The 19,252-nt window shown below is 40.5% G+C and carries 12 protein-coding genes and 6 pseudogenes; 3 read left to right on the top strand and 15 right to left on the bottom strand.

Annotated elements, in window-relative coordinates:
• Positions 1 to 59: 59 nt before the first annotated feature.
• The 8 genes and pseudogenes from ppdK to STRIC_RS01150 form a co-directional block, all read right to left on the bottom strand.
• Positions 60 to 2,702, bottom strand: a pseudogene (gene ppdK, locus STRIC_RS01185) (pyruvate, phosphate dikinase).
• 14 nt (positions 2,703 to 2,716) lie between these two features.
• Positions 2,717 to 3,268: pseudogene (locus STRIC_RS01180) on the bottom strand (pyruvate, water dikinase regulatory protein); the annotation flags it as partial.
• Positions 3,269 to 3,275: 7 nt separating this feature from the next.
• Positions 3,276 to 4,091 (bottom strand): IS982 family transposase, encoded by an 816-nt coding sequence (locus STRIC_RS01175; RefSeq protein WP_008087225.1) that lies wholly within the window; start codon positions 4,089 to 4,091, stop codon positions 3,276 to 3,278.
• Between the two features lie 137 nt (positions 4,092 to 4,228).
• A pseudogene (locus STRIC_RS01170) lies at positions 4,229 to 4,525 on the bottom strand (kinase/pyrophosphorylase); the annotation flags it as partial.
• Between the two features lie 19 nt (positions 4,526 to 4,544).
• A complete protein-coding gene (locus tag STRIC_RS01165) occupies positions 4,545 to 5,177 on the bottom strand; it encodes a helix-turn-helix transcriptional regulator (protein ID WP_008087315.1) in 633 nt (210 codons plus the stop codon).
• A gap of 136 nt (positions 5,178 to 5,313) precedes the next feature.
• Positions 5,314 to 5,610 (bottom strand): rhodanese-like domain-containing protein, encoded by a 297-nt coding sequence (locus STRIC_RS01160; RefSeq protein WP_040831723.1) that lies wholly within the window; start codon positions 5,608 to 5,610, stop codon positions 5,314 to 5,316.
• A gap of 1 nt (position 5,611) precedes the next feature.
• Positions 5,612 to 7,259, bottom strand: a pseudogene (locus tag STRIC_RS01155) (FAD-dependent oxidoreductase).
• 13 nt (positions 7,260 to 7,272) lie between these two features.
• Entirely contained in the window at positions 7,273 to 7,608 is a 336-nt protein-coding gene (locus STRIC_RS01150) for a rhodanese-like domain-containing protein (RefSeq protein ID WP_008087329.1), read from the bottom strand.
• A 144-nt stretch (positions 7,609 to 7,752) separates the two neighbouring features.
• Between STRIC_RS01150 and STRIC_RS01145 the strand changes: the two genes are divergently transcribed.
• Positions 7,753 to 8,013, top strand: coding sequence for a metal-sensitive transcriptional regulator (locus tag STRIC_RS01145; RefSeq protein WP_008087189.1), 261 nt, complete (start codon positions 7,753 to 7,755; stop codon positions 8,011 to 8,013).
• Positions 8,014 to 8,058: 45 nt separating this feature from the next.
• On the opposite strand, the pseudogene STRIC_RS01140 reads toward STRIC_RS01145, so the two are convergent.
• The 3 genes and pseudogenes from STRIC_RS01140 to STRIC_RS01130 form a co-directional block, all read right to left on the bottom strand.
• Positions 8,059 to 8,624: pseudogene (locus STRIC_RS01140) on the bottom strand (cysteine hydrolase family protein).
• 469 nt (positions 8,625 to 9,093) lie between these two features.
• Positions 9,094 to 9,876, bottom strand: a complete 783-nt coding sequence (gene codY / locus STRIC_RS01135; protein WP_008086954.1) for a GTP-sensing pleiotropic transcriptional regulator CodY — start codon at positions 9,874 to 9,876, stop codon at positions 9,094 to 9,096.
• Between the two features lie 191 nt (positions 9,877 to 10,067).
• Positions 10,068 to 11,282, bottom strand: coding sequence for a pyridoxal phosphate-dependent aminotransferase (locus tag STRIC_RS01130; RefSeq protein WP_008087103.1), 1,215 nt, complete (start codon positions 11,280 to 11,282; stop codon positions 10,068 to 10,070).
• Between the two features lie 193 nt (positions 11,283 to 11,475).
• Between STRIC_RS01130 and STRIC_RS01125 the strand changes: the two genes are divergently transcribed.
• Positions 11,476 to 11,928, top strand: coding sequence for a universal stress protein (locus STRIC_RS01125; protein ID WP_008086979.1), 453 nt, complete (start codon positions 11,476 to 11,478; stop codon positions 11,926 to 11,928).
• Between the two features lie 298 nt (positions 11,929 to 12,226).
• On the opposite strand, the pseudogene STRIC_RS01120 reads toward STRIC_RS01125, so the two are convergent.
• Together STRIC_RS01120 and STRIC_RS01115 are read right to left on the bottom strand one after the other, a co-directional pair.
• Positions 12,227 to 13,654 (bottom strand): annotated as a pseudogene (locus tag STRIC_RS01120) (IS1182 family transposase).
• A gap of 117 nt (positions 13,655 to 13,771) precedes the next feature.
• The gene (locus tag STRIC_RS01115) at positions 13,772 to 15,160 is read right to left on the bottom strand and encodes a Cof-type HAD-IIB family hydrolase (protein ID WP_008087288.1); all 1,389 of its coding nucleotides are present in this window, start codon (positions 15,158 to 15,160) and stop codon (positions 13,772 to 13,774) included.
• A 72-nt stretch (positions 15,161 to 15,232) separates the two neighbouring features.
• On the opposite strand from STRIC_RS01115, the gene STRIC_RS01110 reads away from it, so the two are divergent.
• Positions 15,233 to 16,198 carry an asparaginase gene (locus STRIC_RS01110; protein WP_008087365.1) on the top strand — a complete coding sequence of 322 codons (966 nt, stop codon included), beginning with the start codon at positions 15,233 to 15,235 and terminating at the stop codon, positions 16,196 to 16,198.
• A gap of 48 nt (positions 16,199 to 16,246) precedes the next feature.
• On the opposite strand, the gene STRIC_RS01105 is transcribed toward STRIC_RS01110, so the two are convergent.
• Entirely contained in the window at positions 16,247 to 17,164 is a 918-nt protein-coding gene (locus STRIC_RS01105; protein WP_008087144.1) for an aldo/keto reductase, read from the bottom strand.
• A gap of 44 nt (positions 17,165 to 17,208) precedes the next feature.
• On the bottom strand, positions 17,209 to 19,224 hold the full coding sequence (recG, locus tag STRIC_RS01100; RefSeq protein ID WP_008087230.1) for an ATP-dependent DNA helicase RecG: 2,016 nt from the start codon (positions 19,222 to 19,224) through the stop codon (positions 17,209 to 17,211).
• Positions 19,225 to 19,252: the final 28 nt, after the last annotated feature.

Below are 19,252 nucleotides of genomic sequence, written 5' to 3'. Positions count from 1 at the left end.
GTAGACTCTGACTAAAAAACTTCCCAACCCTTTTAGTAGGATTAAGAAGTTTTGTTATGCTATTTATCTCTTTTGGCTAAGTGCCCTAAGGACTTTAATCCTGCTTGAGCTGCAGCAAGTTTAGCGACTGGCACTCTAAAAGGCGAACAAGAAACGTAATTTAGACCGATTTCTTGGCAAAAGGCAATAGAAGATGGCTCACCACCGTGCTCACCGCAAATGCCAACTTTCAAATCCGGCTTAACGGAGCGCCCTAAAGAGACAGCCATAGCAATCAACTTACCGATTCCCTTTTGATCTAGAACTTGGAACGGATCTCTTTCTAAAATCCCCTGCTCCACATATTCTCCTAAGAATTTTCCAGCATCATCACGTGAAAAACCAAAGCCCATCTGCGTCAAATCATTGGTACCAAAACTAAAGAAATCAGCGTATTGGGCAATCTAATCAGCTGTCACACAAGCTCTTGGTGTTTCAATCATTGTTCCAACGCTATAAGCCATCTTTATGCCTTCTTTAGTTAGCTCTTCTTTGACACACTCATCAATTAACTGTCGAAGGAATCTTAATTCATGAACGGTACTCACTAGTGGTACCATGATTTCAGGAGCTACCCTGTAACCTTCTTTTTGAGCCATTATAGCACCCTTGATGGCTCTGACTTGCATTTGATAAATTTCAGGATAGGTGAGGGCTAAACGACAACCCCTGTGTCCTAACATGGGGTTAAATTCAGCCAGATCACTAATGCGTCTTTTTAGAGCAGCGACTGTGACCGATAGTTGATTGGCTAACTGTTCAACAGCTTGTTCCTCATGAGGTAAAAACTCATGTAAAGGTGGATCTAAAAGACGGATGTTACAAGACTTACCATCCAAGACTTTAAAGAGTTGGTAAAAATCATCTCGTTGGAAAGGCAATAATTGCGCCAAGGCCTCCATGCGATCTTCAAGATTATCAGCCAAAATCATTTTCCGCACGGCAGGGATACGCTCTTCCTCAAAGAACATATGCTCTGTACGACACAGGCCAATACCTTGAGCTCCAAAATCAATGGCTTTTTGGGCATCTCTTGGATTATCTGCATTAGCTCTAACCATCAATTGACGTTTCTGATCTACCCATGTCATCAATTCTTGATAATCCGTATCCGCTTGGGCACCAGTCATCTCCAACTGCCCTAGATAGACAGCACCTGTTGCCCCATCAAAAGAAAGGTAATCTCCTTCTTTAATACTTAAATCACCAATCTCTATGGTTTTGGTCAACTCATTCACCCTAAGTTGGCTACAACCTGCCACACAAGGTTTTCCCATACCTCGTGCTACCACAGCAGCATGTGAGGTCATTCCACCTCTTGCTGTTAAAATACCAACTGCACTAATCATGCCTTCAATATCTTCGGGAGAGGTTTCTTGTCTGACTAGGATGGCTTGAGCCCCTCCTTTGCTATTCGCTACCACATCTTCAGCATTAAAGTAAACACGTCCTGAAGCTGCTCCAGGAGATGCTGGTAATCCCTTAGCTAAGACGGGGGATTTGTCTAAAGCTTTAGGTGAAAAAGTAGGGTGAAGTAACTGGTCCAACTGGCTTGGTTCAATCCGTTGGATTGCCTCTTCTTGACTAATAAGTCCCGCTTTTACTAAATCAACCGCTATCTTAATGGCAGCTTTGGCAGTTCGTTTACCACTACGTGTTTGAAGCATGTAGAGCTTTCCTTTTTCAACTGTAAACTCTACATCCTGCATATCCTGGTAATGCTTTTCCAGTAAGTCAGTAATTTTGACTAGCTCTTGGTAAACGCTCGGCATATCTTCTTGAAGCTTAGTGATGCTTTGAGGTGTCCGAACACCGGCTACCACATCTTCTCCTTAGGCATTAATCAAATATTCTCCAAAAAGTTGGTTGTCTCCTGTGGCTGGGTGACGAGTGAAGGCAACCCCTGTTCCGCTGTCTTCACCCATATTCCCAAAGACCATTGATTGAATATTAACAGCTGTCCCTAGCTGATCTGAGATATCATGTAACTGGCGATAAACCTTTGCTCTAGGATTGTTCCAAGAACGAAAAACAGCTTCAATAGCTAGTAACAACTGTTCCTTAGGGTCTTGAGGAAAAGCTCTTCCTAGCTCACTTTGGTAAATAGCTTTATATTCTGTCACAATAGCCATCAAATCGTCTGTGCTTAAGTCCGTATCAAGTTGATAACCTTTTGCTTCCTTGATACGATCTAAAACCGCCTCAAATTTGTACTTTGGAATTTCCATAGCAACGTCCGAAAACATTTGAATAAAGCGTCGGTAACTATCATAAGCAAATCGGCTATTTTGAGTGACCTTTGCTAAACCAAGAACACTCTGATCATTTAAACCAAGATTCAAAATAGTATCCATCATACCTGGCATGGAGAAAACAGCCCCTGAACGCACTGATACTAAAAGAGGATTACTGTCACTACCTAAGCTCTTGCCTTGCGCTTTCTCCAAATTAGCCAAGGCATAATTCAGTTGTTCTAAAACCGCCTCTGGCAACTGCCTTTGATTCTTGTAATAGGCGTTACAAGCTTCTGTTGTTATGGTGAATCCCTGCGGTACAGGCAAACCAATGGCTGTCATCTCTGCTAAATTAGCGCCTTTACCACCTAGCAAAGTACGCATGTCTTTGTCGCCTTGGTCAAAAGCATAAACCCACTGTCTTGTCATGATTTATCTCCAATCTACATATCGTAATCCTTAGCGATGCTAACACCGCTCGTCTTTAGAATATCCAAAATAATCGCTGCTGTTTCTTCAATAGCTTTGTTAGCCACATTAATCACAGGACACCTTAGCTCCTTCATAACGCGATCGGCATAGTCCAGTTCCTCTAAAATACGATCCATCTTAGCATAATTCGCACTTCCTGAAACCCCTAAAGCTTTCAAGCGCTCACTGCGAATGGAATTCAATTTTTCTGGAGTATTGGTTAAGCCAATAATCCTCTGACTAGGAATTTCTTTTAGCTCCTTTGGAATTGGAATTTCAGGAACCAGTGGAATGTTCAGAACTTTTAGCTGCTTATCGGCTAAATACATACTGAGTGGTGTTTTAGAAGTTCTAGAGACACCTAAAATAACCAAATCTGCTTTTAGAATACCTCTAGGATCTTTGCCATCATCATATTTGACGGCAAATTCAATGGCATCCACTCGCTTGAAATAATGATTATCCAATTGGCGAAGCATACCGGGTTGCCCTAAGGGCTTAGCTCCTGAAATATTAGCCATACCCATGGTGCTAGTTAATTTCAAAATATCTCAAATTGTAAGCTAGTATGATTTGTTCAATCCTCAATTGCAGCCCTGTCATGCCCCTAGCCAGTGTTCGTTCCATATCAAAAAGGGAACAAAGTTCTGAAAATCTAGTCTCAATGGTTCGTCTCATAGCCATTAGTTTCCAATGATTATGCTGTTTAGCCCCTTCCATATTTTGACGCAAGGGAGTCCAGAGGTGATAGCCATTTTGCTTCAACTCATCTTTCAGCTCACGGTTAAGGTAACCTAAGTCTGCTAAAATGACGGATTGTTCACACCTTTCTAGCAACTCGTAAACTGCCTTAATATCATGAACAGAGGCTGGGCTGACAACATAATTCAGAATGTAGCCTGATAAGGTCACTAGCATGTGAACCTTAAAACCGTAAAACCACATATGTTTAGAGGCGGTGTAACCAATATTAGCTATCCCATTGAAAAGTCTGAACCTGTGGTTACGAATAGATTGACAAAGTGGCAAAGGAAAGCTGTCTATAATAACAATGGTATTGGGAGAAATTTGAGTGTTCATTGCCTGACGAATCACTTGAACCAGCCAAATCAACTGTCTTGCACGCCTATTAAAGCGACTTCTTTCTAGTAATGTACCGCAGGGAAATAGCTGACAAATCCTATAAAAGTGACGTTGTGATTTAATACCTAGTTCAGCTTGTAATAGCAGTAAAACTAGAAGAGATTGGTCTGAAACTTTGGACAGACAGACGTTACGACGGTGTTTGAAGTCTTCCGGACAATAATCTTGATAAAACTGAGAACAAATTTTTGATAATTGACGCATATTTCATTGTAAGTGATGGGATTTAGCTGTATACTGTAAGTGGCTCATTTGGACTAACCTCCTGTTTGTGTAGGCACTTACAGTATAGTCCTTTTGGGCTTTTTATTGTATTTTGAGATTAACTAGCACCACGGGTTAGCCATGGATTTAATCATATTGGTCAATAAATCCACATATGCAAACCCCTCTTTTCGAAAACGCATTTCCGCGTAACTAGCCAATTCTTCATTGACTAAGCTAAACATAAGAAAAGCGGTTTGTTGGCTAGCCTCTTCAAAAACCTTGTCTAAAAGCTCTGGACTATTAATATAGGAAAAACATCGAAACTCCCAATTGTCATGGTTAGGAAACTGGTAAATACAGGCTTTAGCAAGTGCTCTAGCTGTTTCACCCAAGGAATCCGAGATAATAAAAATCGTTAATTGATCTTGCATACAAACTCCTTTGCCCGTCTTACAATTCTAAAAAGAGGCGCGTGATGATTGTTTTGGACAATTTACCGACCACCTTCATTTTCGACGGATTGTCTTCCATCACTCTCACAACTGGTAAACTATCAATAGCCTTTGTCACCAATTGATTAGCGGCGTAGAGTACTGAATCATCTTCTATGACTGTTGTCAGATTAGGCATACGTGTCATGATCATTCCAATAGGCATTTTACTCAAATCTCCACCACCAAGCGACGCTTTGAGTAAATCTTTTCGAGAGACAAGCCCACATAGATTATTATCTTGGTCCAAAATAAAGACTCCACCACTATCCTCCATAAAGATACTCACGATAACATCATAAACCGAATCATCTTGCTTAGCTGTTAGAGGAATTCCCATCACATCAGAGACTTTCGTTTCCCTAATAGAGGACTCTTGCTGACCAAGAATACCTTGTCCTTGATAGAAGTAACCCACTTTAGGTTTGGCATCCAAAATTCCCAACATGGTTAAAACTACTAAATCTGAGCGCAAGGCAGCTCTAGTCACCTCTAACAAATCGGCAATGTGCTCTCCAGTAATCGGCTCTTCTTGTTTCACAATAGCAATAATGGCTTCTTGCCTTTTACTAAGTTGAATAAGATCACCCACTTTCTTATTGTGATATACTATATATTATATGTGATATATTATATACTGTCAAAATAAAACTTTCAAGCTATAAATGACAACTAATTATTTTTTTGATCCTATATAAAAAAGCCTGCTAAAAGCAAGCTTTCTAAAATTATTTTTCCAATTCTTTAGTCCAAGCAGAGGTTCCACCTTCAACATTGATAACCTGATAGCCTTTTTCATTTAAGAAGACTGCTGCTTGACTTGAACGTGCTCCAGATTGACAAATCAAATAATGCTTAACCGCTCTATCCAAAGATTGATACTCTTGTAAAAAAGTAGATAAGGGCATATTAATAGCACCTGGAACATGACCTAAGACATACTCATCTCTTTCTCTCACATCAATAATCGATAGCTTTTCTTTCTCAAAGCTCTTTTCAAAAGCTGCCATTTTAATCGTCTTCATATTAGTTAAACCTTTCTGGATAAACACTGCGATATAGGGCATAAGCCCCATCTAAATTCATAACATCAAATCCTGCCTGTCTTAGGAGTCGCTCTGCCAAATAAGATCTCAATCCACTATAACAACTGACAATGTAAGATTTGCTCTGATCAAGCTCACCCATTCTTTGTCTTAAGTCGTCTAGGGGAATGCTTAGGGCTCCCTCCAAAGGAGCTTGTGCCACTTCTTGAGCTGTTCTGACATCTAACAAGACCTTACCAGAAGCTAATTCCTCTTGAAGCTGATACCATTGAATGGAACGGCTAAGACCTTCCATCACATTCATGGCAGCATAGCCTACCATATTGACAGGGTCTTTGGCAGATCCAAATGGTGGGGCATAAGTCAGCTCTAGTTCTGGTAAATCAGCAACCGTTAAGCCTGCTTTAATTGCTGTTGCTAAGACGTCAATGCGTTTATCAATCCCTTTAGCCCCAACTGCTTGTGCCCCATAAAGAGCACCTGTTTTTGAATTGAAAATCAGCTTTAGAGTAATGGGACTTGCACCTGGAAAGTAGCTGGCATGATCATTTCCACGAACATGAACTACAGCTACGTCCTCAAAATGCTGCTTAGCCAGTCGCTCACTCAGACCAGTTGAAGCAGCAGCTAAGTCAAAGACACGAACAATAGCTGTACCCATACTACCTCTGTTTTTTCTTGCTAAACCAGCAATCACATCTGCCACTTGTCGCCCCTGTCGGTTAGCTGGGCTGGCTAAAGAAATCAAAGCATCTTGACCAGTTAATTCCTGCTTAACGATAATCGCATCTCCCACCGCATAAATGTCTTTGTGACTGGTTTGGTAATTGTGGTCTACGACTATGCCACCTCTTAGTCCCAATTCCAATCCCGCTTCTTTAGCTAAAGTAGTTTCCGGCTCCACACCAACCGATAAGATGGTCAAATCAGACTGAAGCCGACTACCATCCTCTAATATAATCCATTTTCCTTGATCTTCAAAAGCTTTGGCCGACTGTCCTGTCACAACTTTAACGCCATTGCGACGCAATTCTTCTTGGATGAAACTTGCCATTTCTTGATCTAAAGGGCAACACGTGAGGTGCTTTTTCCACTAAAGTAACTTGAAAACCTCTCTTTGTCAAGGCCTCTGCCATTTCAAGCCCGATGAATCCTGCTCCAATGACAGTCGCCATCCCCTGATCCTTATCTGCTAAGGCTGCCATAATACGATCTAAGTCAGGAATATTACGCAAAGTACAAACATTTTTAGCCTGCGCTAATCCCTCCATTTTAGGAACAAAAGGCTTAGCCCCTGGTGATAGAATTAGCTGATCATAGCTTTCTTGATAGACTTTGCCATCATGCTTTAGGGTGACTTGCTTGCTCTTAGTATCAATCGCTAACGCCTCCGTTTCAGGACGGACATCTAAGCCAAATCGGTTGGTCAAGCCTTCTGCACTTTGAACCAAGAGCTTATCACGACTGCTAATCTCTCCAGACAAGTGAAAAGGTAGCCCGCAATTGGCAAAAGAAACATACGGCCCTTTATCCACTACAATAATATGAGCATCTTCCATCAATCGTCTCAAACGTGTCGCAGCCGACATTCCCCCAGCTACTCCACCGATAATCATAATTCTTGTCATTGTCATCATCCTCCTAAAATTTAGCCTGACTGACTGGACCCGTCCAAGCAGCCATCCCACCTTTGACATTAATAGTCTGGTAACCTAACTTGGTTAAAATTCGGCTAGCTTTTTGACTTCTCATGCCCGATTGGCAAATCAGATAAAGGGGATTTCCCTTTGGACCTTTATAGGTCTCTATCTGATTAAGCGGAAAATGTCTAGCCTGCTTAATATGTCCTGCCTGATATTCTGTCTTACTGCGAACATCTAAAAGTTGGATCTGTTTCGTTTTCACTAATGCCTGTAATTCTTGAGTTGAGATAGTCTCTTGCTTAGCAGCAAACAAGGCTAATAATTGTTTCAACATAGTCAGTTTTCCTTTTTCTTTTATACCCCTATGGGTATCTAAAGAATACCATGCGACTTATCAACTGTCAACAAGAAAGATTGACTTCGTTTGACAAAGATGAGCTCGCTCAGTATAATGAAGCCAGCACAAATGAGGTAACCTATGAAAAAAGATAAAAAAGATATTATTAATCGTTTAAAAAGAGCCGAAGGGCAGCTACGTGGGGTCCAGAAAATGATTGAAGAAAATCAGGAATGTTTTGATATCATGACCCAACTAACAGCTATTCGCTCTAGTATCAATAGCACTATGGGTTTGGTCATTGCTCAAAAAATTACCCAAGTCATTGAAGAACCTGAAGCGGATCCCAATCTTCAAGAAGAGCGTATTAACCAAGCCATTCAACTCATTATCAAGAAGTAAAGCTTTACGCAAACAAAAAACAGAAATCCAAACGATTTCTGTTTTTTAGTCTGTCAATTCGGTGACTAAGCGGGCACCCAGAACAGTTTTAAAATGGTTCAAGGCCCATTGATGATTCTCCTCAGAAAGGCTAGCAACGGCATTCGTCATGATTTCGATATGATACCCTAAATTATAAGCATCAATAGCAGTATGCAGGACACAGATATCCGTTAAAACGCCAGTCAAGACAAGGGTCTTAACCCCACGTTCTCGTAAGCGAATATCAAGATCAGTTCCTGAAAAGGCAGAATAATGACGTTTATCCATCCAAAATACCTTTTCATCCTTTTGAATGTTTTGATAAACACAAGCCAGTTCTCCAAACAAATCTCGACCTTTGGTTCCTTTGATATTATGCGCTGGAAAAAGCTTTGTCTCTGGATGAAAAGAATCCCCTTCATCATGGCAATCAATCGCAAAAAAAAAATAAAATAGCCAGCTTTGTAGGCTTCTTTGGTAACTTTGGCTATACTTTCTGAAATAGCTTGCGCTGGTTTTCCCGCTGTCAACTTTCCTTGGTCAGCGACAAAATCATAGGTGTAATCAATTGAAATTAAGGCTTTCATCAAGCAATTCCTTTACCTTTAGACTAGAGTTTTAAATTATCTCCGAATTTAATTAATTTTATCAATAAAACTTTCAGGTGTCAAGACATCTGTCTTCTTATAGATTCTTGCTAAAAAACACTTCCCTAACACAAAAAACATCTCCAAGTAATGGAGATGTCAAACTGTAGATAAACCCCATGTCCCCGTACCACTAGGATGAGGAGCTTTGCTGGGGATTTATTAAATATCCTATTTCTGCGAGCGATAGCGAGCTTATTAAGGCTACTTCCGCCGTGCTGAAAGTGTCTAAAATCCTTTTAATAGCAAGATTTTAGACACTCGGAACTGGCGAGACCTTAGGCTCGACAGTTAGGTATGGAATTCTTCTAGGAAATCGCTACCGTCCGACAGCACCTAAGGAGAGTAGCAAAAAGTTACTTTTCCTTCAAAAAAACATCTCCAAGTAATGGAGATGCTCTTATAAGTCCTCTTAAAATTCTTTAAGCTTATCAAAAATACCTTCGTTAATAACTTTGAGGTAAGTTCCTTTCATCCCTAATGAACGACTTTCAATAATACCTGCACTCTCAAGCTTGCGAAGGGCATTCACAATAACCGAGCGAGTAATTCCAATACGGTCTGCAATTACAGAAGCCGTTAGACGGCCTTCATTGCCATCTAATTCACCAAGAATAGCTGCTACTGCTTTCATTTCTGAGTAAGAAAGGGTGTTAATAGCCATATTGACAGCTGTTTGTTTACGAATGGTTTCTTCTAAGTTTTCTGTTTGGAGGTTAAGCAATTGAATACCCTCAACCGTACTTGAAATCTCAACAAGGATGAGGTCGTCATCACTAAACTCATTATCATTACGCCAGATAATCAAAGAACCTAGGCGCATACCTCCACCATAGATAGGAGCGATTGTTGTCAAACCGTCAGGGTAATCATCTTTTGATTCAACAGGGAAAATAGTCAGCTCACTTTCTACCGAAAGATTGGCTTCGGTATCATAAACACGACTTGCTGCTTTCACATAGCTATCTGGAAATTGCTTGGCTTCAAAAAACTCTTCCACGCGATCCGTGTTGGTTTTATACTTCATAGCATATCCAAGTAATGTACCACCTCCATCGATGATACATGCGTTACAATCAATAATATCTGCTAGACGAGAAGCCATTGTGTTATATGGTAATTCTGCTTCTAAACTGTCCACAGAACGTTGTAAGATAGATGTTATTTTACGCGTTTTCTCTAATAAATTTGCCATGTCTTCCTTTTCCTTTGACTTATTTGCGTTACAATTATATCAAATGCTTATTGACTTGGCAAGGAATTATCAGAAAATTGTCTATTATTTCAACAATTCCCAATTTTACTAGCTTTTTCACTATAATTTCAGCAAAAAAATCTAGAAAATAATCTAGATTTCAATCATTTAATCATTTAATGAGTAAAACATTAACGTTTGTACTGCTGAAGGACACGTGTGATTTTTTCTTGAATGTCTTCCAATTCCTCAACCGTTGGTAAATAAACGATACGGAAATGGTCTGGATCCTTCCAGTTAAAGCCACGACCATGGACCAGCATAATTTTCTCTTGCTTCAAGAGTTGCAAGACAAATTCTTCATCATCATCAATGCGATACATTTGGCGATCAATTTTAGGGAATAAATAGAGTCCCGCCTTAGGTTTTACTGCTGATAATCCTGGAATATCGTTAATGGCCTTATGAATAAAGTTACGTTGCTCAAAGATGCGACCACCAGGCAAAAGCAAGTCATCTACAGACTGACGTCCTCCTAGAGAGGTCTGAACCACTTGTTGTGCCAAGACATTTGAGCAAAGACGCATATTAGCTAGCATGTTTAAGCCTTCAATGTAGCCCTTAACAGGTTCTTTTGGTCCTGATAAAACCATCCAACCTACACGAAAACCAGCAATGCGGTGAGATTTGGAAAGACCATTCATAGACACACAAAAGACATCTGGCGCAAGACTGGCAATGGCAATATGCTCTCCGCCATCCATAACCAAGCGATCATAAATTTCATCTGCGAAAATAATCAACCCATGCTCCCGAGCAATGGCCACAATTTCTTCCAAAATTTCTTTAGGATAAAGAGCACCCGTTGGGTTATTAGGGTTAATCACCACAATCGCCTTGGTACGATCTGTAATTTTAGATTTGATATCTGCTATATCAGGGTACCAGTCAGCCTCCTCATCACACATGTAATGAACCGCATGACCTCCCCCTAGACTGACACAAGCGGTCCACAAGGGATAATCAGGCATGGGAACTAAGACCTCATCCCCATTATCCAAGAGGGCCTGAAGTGACATAGAGATTAATTCCGAAACGCCGTTACCGAGATAGATGTCTTCAATATCAACATCAGGAAAGCCTTTCAACTGACAATATTGCATGATGGCTTTACGAGCCGAGAAAATACCTTTACTATCTGAATAACCTTCACTCGAACGTGCATTCATAATCAAATCACGAATCACTTCATCAGGCGCCTCAAATCCAAAGGCTGCGGGGTTTCCAGTATTCAGTCGCAAAATCTTTTCGCCATTTGCAATCATGCGATTGGCTTCATCTAAAACAGGACCTCGTATATCATAGGCCACATGGTCTAACTTGGATGATTTTTCAATAATTTTCATAGTCAATTTTTACCTCGTAAACCATATTATAAACCAAATAATTTAAAATAGAAAGAATTTTCCCATACTAAGACGTGTGGTCATTTTATTTCAGAAAAGATATTAAAACGCTTTCATAATTCTTAAAAAAGGAGTATAATAGACTTATCATAAAAGAAGTGCTTCAACTGAATCTGTTAAGGAGGGCAATCTTATGTCACAAAAATATGAACGTATCCTCGTCGCCATTGATGGGTCTTATGAGTCCGAACTCGCCTTTAACAAAGGGGTCAATGTGGCTCTTCGAAACGGCGCAGCCTTACTTTTAGCTCATGTCATTGACACACGTGCTCTTCAAAGTGTAGCAACCTTTGATACTTACATCTATGAAAAACTAGAAGAAGAAGCTAAGGGTGTCCTAGCTGATTATGAAAAACAAGCTCGTGCTGCCGGACTTCTTGATGTCACCCAAATCATTGAATTTGGTAATCCTAAAACCCTTCTCGCTCACGATATTCCAGATCGCGAAAAAGTTGATCTGATTATGGTTGGAGCGACCGGACTCAACACTTTTGAACGCTTGCTAATCGGTTCTTCTTCTGAATACATTTTACGTAATGCCAAAGTTGATTTGTTAGTAGTTCGTGACCAAAACAAAACCTTATAAAGCACAAAATAACCTTGTCAAATGACAAGGTTATTTCAGGCTGTAGACAAACCCCATGTCCCTGTTACCAATAGGGTAAGCAGCTTTGCAAGGGATTTACTAAATATCCTATTTCTGCGAGCGATAGCGAGCTGGTTGATGCTACTTCCGCCGTGCTGAAAGTGTCTAAAATCCCTTTAATAACAAGATTTTAGACACTCAGAACTGACGAGACCTTAGGCTCGACAGTTAGGTATGGAATTCTTTGCTTTTCTTAAACAGTCACTCCCCTGACTGTTTAACCTACCTCCGACAGCACCTAAGGAAAGTAGCAATAAATGACTTTTTCTTTTACTATCATTATGATGATTTGCCTCATTTTGGCAACTTTCAGGCAAAGAAATAAGGCTATTCCAGCCATCCATTTGCTGTATTTTTTCAGATTTAAACACGCTAAAGTAAGCCCAAGGGTTGCCCCCATTTTGGACTTTCCTTTTAATCTCGTATAGCGTAAGTTATGGTATTCTTTAGCTGTCCCAAACAAGCGTTCAATAGTCTCTTTACGCTGTTGATAACGCTCTTTCATCCCTAGTTGGTGTCGGATGTCTTCGCAGACTTCTAAGTCATCTTTCCATAAATGACGTGTGATGACTTTTTGGTGGTTCTTCGACTGGGTACAAACTGATAAAAGAGCACAAGTCTGACAAATAGCTGGACCGTTTTTATACTCACGGTAACCGTCTCGATTAGTCGTTGAATAGTGCAAAGGTTGGTTTTCTGGACAAAGATAGACATCATAATACTCATCATAGATAAATTCTTTTGGCCGAAGCAGGTCCTTTTTACTATGAGGTCTTGTATAGGGAAAAACTGGTATGACACCTAGAGTTAATAAGTAATGAGCGATGCTTGGGGTTTTATAACCAGAATCAGCAATGAGATAATGAGAGTTCAATGCTTTAATCTTGTCAAAGAGTTCAGGAAATGCCTGACTATCATGGACATCTCCAGCGTGAATACTATACCCCAATGCCCAACCATGTTTATCACAAGCAACTTGAGCGTTATAAGCGAAGACTTATTTATGCTCTCCTTTATGAAACCAACCACTATCAGGGTCTGTTGTAGACATTTTCTTACTTGCGGGCTCTTTTTCTTTGGCGAGCCTTAAGGACTTTTTTCCGTGTTTCTCCCTATCTTTGGCAATTTCCTTCTCCAATTGGTCACTCATAAATTTAGCTTGTGCCTCAACTTCCTGGTTGATGTATTTGTAATGATTAGCAGCTGCCTTGATATGAGTCCCATCCACAAAGATTTCGGTAGGATCAATCAAACCAGCATTGAGGCAGAGACCTAGAATATGAGAAAAGATGGCTTCAATGACTTGTTTATCTTGGAAACGACGGCTGTAGTTCTTGCCGTATGTTGTGAAATGAGGCGCCTTATCTTCTAGAGTCAAGCCAAGAAACCAGCGGTAAGCTAAATTGACTTCAATTTCTTTGATAGTTTGACGCATAGAACGAATGCCAAACAGACATTGAATCATAGGAATCTTAATCAACATAACGGGATCCAAACTAGGACGACCATTATCAGCACAATAACTATCTTCAACTAAGTCATAAATAAATGAGAAATCAATGGTTTGGTCAATTTGACGTAAGAGATGGTCTTTAGGGACCAACTCATCTAAGCTATAAAAGCCAACTTGATTACGATTTTAGTTCGGATTTTCTTTGTGGAACATAGAGAGACCTCCTAGAGATTCTTGTCTTTATTATAACTCTTAGCGAACAAAAAAGCTCTAGAAATTCATTTTTCTAGGGCTTTGTCTTCAATCTGATAACCTTGTCAAATGACAAGGTTATTTTTCTAAGCGTAGCAGTGATTTCTGCAATTGCTTATCTAATTCTTTTTTGATAGCTGATTCAGGAGCATAACGTTCTTCCCAATCATCAGGTTTTTGAATTTTATGGGTAACCGGATCAAAATGAGCTTTGCCATCAGGAAAAATTTTTCCCATATTGGCTTCATGAACTGTCTCAAAAATCGGCTGTGGATCCACTCCCATCAAGACAAAAGATCCATAAGTGAAATAGAGCAAGTCCGTTAAGGCATCCACTTGACCAACCAAGGGAGACTCTGAATGTTCTTTAGAGAGGATCTTGCTAGCTGCTTTATCAATCGCTGAGTGCATATCCATCAAAGATTGGGTAAATTGATTCTTATCCCCTCGACTGGCAGCGTAAAGAAACTCAACTAGTTCTTCGACTTTGAAAGCTGATCGATAGCTAGCTTCTTGCAAGGCATAACTTCTTGGTGTCTCAATGGTATCACCATCCATCAAGCGATGGAAATCTTTAACCTTGTTAAAGTTATCATCTCGACTTTTAAAGCTTTTCTCCACATCAAAGTGAATCAAGCCGTAGTGGGCTAAAGCCTTGGAAATCCCATCATTATTGTTTGAATCTGTCGTAAAATGGGCACCAAGCTTGACCCCATCAACGGCATTTCCCATAGCAACGCCAACACCTACACCTGCAAGCATTTCTAAATCATTATCTGAGTCACCAAAAGCCATGACCTCGGACAAGTCAAAATCGTACATCTCACCTAAGCGTTCGATACCCTTGATTTTGGATTGCCCCATAGAAATCAAGTCAAGAGAATAGGGGCTACTTCTAGTAATCTTGATATGAGGAAACTTCTCTTGAATCTTAGCTGTCTCAGCAGCTGAAGCCACCAGAACAATTTGATAAATAGGTTCTCTCATGATGGTTACTAAATTATCAAAGCTCTGAGGCTTGACTCGACGAATTAGATTCTTAAAACTACTTTCAACTGTTTTGACCATGCTTTTAGGAACAATGCTACTAACCACCTGTCCAAATTGACTGGTACCCATATCAATAATTCGAGAGCCCGCAAGTCCTGAAGCCGTCCCTAAAGAGACTTCTCTTTTCTTTTCACTGGCATAACGAATAATCTTATAAATCATAGATTTAGGCAATTGATTTTGATAAAGAACCTTATCTCGGGTTAAGATATATTGCCCATTATAAGTGACCGCAAAATCCAAGCCAAAATTTTCTAAAAAGGGTTGCACAAAACCAGGTCCACGACCAGTTGCTAGACCCACCATGATACCTTGTTTTTTTAATTGTTGAATCGCTTTTTGAGTCGTTTTTTGGACGTTTTTACGATCATTGAGGAGAGTCCCATCAATATCGAAAAAGACTGCTTTTATGGTCAAAACCTTCTGTTCTCACTTCTATTTATGATAGAATAGATTATATCACAAAATCGAAAGAAGTATGCTAATTAAATGAAAGAAATCCTTGTTTTGCACACCGGTGGCACCATCTCCATGCAATCAGATGAATCGGGCAAAGTATTTCCCAATCAGATAAATCCTATGAACCAAGTTGGCCTTGATTTGACCCACATCCGCCTCAGCGTTGTGGATTTTTTAAATCTTCCAAGTCCCCACATCACTCCTTATCATATACTAGCTCTGTACCACAAAATCCAAGAGGAAATTGACCATTACGATGGTATTGTCATCACTCATGGAACAGACACCTTAGAAGAGACTGCCTATTTTTTAGATACCATGGACCTGCCTCTTGATGTTCCAATTGTCATCACAGGGGCTATGCGATCAGCCAATGAGATTGGAAGTGACGGTATCTACAACTTTCTAACAGCCTTAAGAGTGGCTAGTCACGATAAAGCTAAAGGCAAAGGGGTATTGGTCGTTATGAACGATGAAATCCATGCTGCCAAGTATGTGACCAAAACCCACACGACAAATATTTCTACCTTTCAAACCCCTACCCATGGACCACTCGGGGTCATCATGAAAGATGATTTGCTCTTTTTTAAAAATGCCGAACCAAGAGTACGTTTCAACATTCGAACAGTTGCAGGGACCGTCCCTATCATCAAAGCCTATGCTGGTATGGGAGATGGGAGTATCTTAAGTCTCTTGACTGCTGATACCATCCAAGGATTAGTCATAGAGGCTTTAGGTGCTGGAAATGTCCCTCCTATGGCAGTCGCTGAAATTCAAAAACTAGTTACTGCTGGTATCCCTGTTGTCCTTGTCTCTCGTTGTTTTAACGGCATCGCCGAACCAGTTTATGGCTACCAAGGTGGAGGAGCCATGCTACAAGATTTAGGCGTCATGTTTGTTAAAGAATTAAATGCTTCCAAAGCTCGCCTCAAACTCTTAATTGCTCTAAATGCAGGGCTAACTGGTGCCGATTTAAAAGCCTATATCGAAGGATAATGAGATAAAAATATCCCTACTTGCATGATATGTAAGTAGGGATATTTTTTACAGTAGACTGTTTCCTGCGCTACGATAGATAGCATACCATTCTTCTCGAGATAAGGTAATGTGATCAGCTTTCACCATTTTTTCCCAACGTTCAGGATTCATGGAACCAACGACCATCTGTATTTTAGCAGGATGCCGTAGAATCCAAGCAATCACAATTGCCTCATCAGAAACCCCATAGTGATTAGCTAAGCGAGAGATGGTCTGGTTTAATTCTTGGTAATCAGGATGGCCTGCAAAAAGGCCTTTAGCTAAGTCAATCTGAAAGGGTGACCAGGCTTGTAGGGTCATTCCTTTCAAACGGCTATACTCAATCATCCCATTATCCCTATCAAAAGCTGCCTCGGTTTTCATGTTAACATTCAAACCAGCATCAATCATGGGTGTATGAGCAGGTGACAATTGCATCTGATTAACCACTAATGGGTCATCCAGATAGGATTGAAGCAGTTCCACCTGGAAGCGATTGTGATTGCTTAAACCAAAATGTCTGACCTTACCTTCTTTTTTGAGCTGTTCAAAAGCTTGAGCCACTTCTTCTGGCTCCACTAAGGCATCTGGGCGATGCAACAATAAAAGGTCTAAATAGTCCGCCCCTAAACGGCTTAAACTTGCTTCGACCGATGCTATAATATGGTCTTTAGAAAAATCAAAAAATCCTTGGCGAATCCCACACTTGCTTTGTAAGATCACTTGATCACGACTTACCCCAAGCTCTTTGGCCGCTTGTTGGTAACGACTTTCAGATTCGCCTTTGCCATAGATATCAGCATGGTCAATCATATTAATGCCCAAATCCAAGACCTTAGCTAGTAACTTTTTAGCTTCTTGATGGTCTAATGCAGCCATTCGCATACAACCTAAAATAATGGAAGAAGCCATTAAATCTGTTTGTCCTATTGCTTGTTGCTTCATGTTTATCTCCTTTAATACCGTTTTTCCTTGTCCTCAACGGTCAACTAGTCAAAGCCTTCTGTCAGCTCAAGATGATTGACAATCCTTTGCCATTCTGAGTCTTGTGCCCAATCAGGATCTGAAACAATGTAACTGGCCACCCGTCTAGCCTCTTCTAAAATGGGATAATCTTCAACAATATCAGCTGTTTTAAATTCAGGAAGTCCTGATTGACGTGTCCCTAAGATATCACCTGATCCCCGCATCTTCAAATCAGCTTCAGCTAGGACAAACCCATCACTAGTCTTTGTCATTATCGTCATACGCTCTTTTCCTGAATCAGTCTTAGGATCAGCTACCAAGATAGCATAGGATTGCTTATGACCACGACCCACACGTCCTCTGAGCTGATGTAATTGACTCAAGCCAAATCGATCCGCATCCATAATCAGCATCACTGTGGCATTTGGAACGTTCACTCCGACTTCAATAACGGTTGTAGATACCAAAAGGTCAATCTCTTTAGCTTTAAAGGCTTGCATAATAGCATCCTTATCTTCGGCTTTCATCTTACCATGCATCAAAGCCACCTTAGCTTGCCCCTTAAAATAAGCCGTAAGTTCTTCTTCTAAAGCCACGGCATTTTTAAGATCCAAAGCCTCTGATTCTTCAATCAAAGGGGAAATGACATAAACTTGTGCCCCTGCTTGCAGTTCTTTTTTTAGCCAAGTCAGAACCGTCTCAAACTGGCTATGCTTGACCCACCGCGTCACAATTGGCTTACGCCCTGCAGGCAATTCATTAATGATAGACACATCCATCTCACCATAAGCCGTAATAGCCAAAGTCCTTGGAATGGGAGTCGCAGTCATCATTAAGACGTCAGGATTGTCTCCTTTTTCTCGAAAAACACGTCGTTGCTTGACCCCAAAACGGTGCTGCTCATCTGTAATGACTAAGCCTAGCTTATGGTAGCGGACAGCTCCTTGAATCAGAGCATGTGTTCCCACAATCATATCAACAGAGCCACTCGCAATCGCTTCTAGGGCACTTCTTTTAGCAGCTGTTTTCATGCCTGAGGTCAAAATCGCAATTGATAAATCTGGGAAAAGCTGGTGAAGACTGTCGTAATGCTGCTCAGCCAAAATTTCCGTTGGAACCATCAAGGCCGACTGGTAACCTGCTGTATAAGCAGCATACATGGCCATCCCAGCGACAACTGTCTTACCAGAACCCACATCTCCTTGTAAAAGTCGATTCATGTGACCTTCTGAACTCATGTCCGCTAAGATCTCCTGTAAAGACAGCTTTTGTGCTCCTGTTAGCTCAAAAGGAAGGCTCTGTAACTTAGCTTCAACCTGAGAAGCATCATAAGCAATAAGGACTCCCTGATCAGACTTCTTCCGATTAACTTTTAAGACCTGAAGTCTCATTTGAAAATAAAAGAGTTCTTCAAACTTGATCCGACGTAAAGCTAACTTATAGTCTTTCAAATCTTTAGGGAAATGCATGGCATACACAGCCTCTTGTCTTGGCATCAATCGGTATTTTTGAAGCAAAGCATCAGGGAGATTCTCTGGCAAACTGTTAAGAGCCCCACTATCAAAAGCTGACTTAATGGCTTTCAATAAAGAAGATTGACTAATGCCTTGGACCAGATGATAAACAGGTTGCAGCTCATCTTCTAAAGTCATCAAGAGCTTCATGCCCGTTAAAGCTGCCTTTTTTTGATCCCATTTGCCAAAAACAGCCACTTGACTATCTAAGGATAATTTGTCTTGCAGGTAAGGTTGGTTAAAGAAACTGACGCTAATGACAAGCTCTCCTTGCTTGAGTTTAAAACTCAAACGATTACGTTTAAAGCCGTAATATTGCACATTTGGCGGTGTCACTACGGTACCTGTAATGACAGCTTTTTCACCATCCATCAACTCAAAAACTGACTTGCTCTTGAAATCTTCATAACGAAAAGGGTAATAGAGCAAGAGATCTTTGACCTGATAGATATCTAATTTTTGAAATTTCTCTGCCGACTTGGGTCCTAGCCCTTTCAAATCAGCAATGGGTGCCTCTAATCTCATCTCTATTATCCTTTCCACAAAAAAACTC

Source organism: Streptococcus ictaluri 707-05 (assembly GCF_000188015.2).
Classification (GTDB): domain Bacteria; phylum Bacillota; class Bacilli; order Lactobacillales; family Streptococcaceae; genus Streptococcus; species Streptococcus ictaluri.
This window is presented reverse-complemented; position numbering and strand designations above follow the sequence as displayed.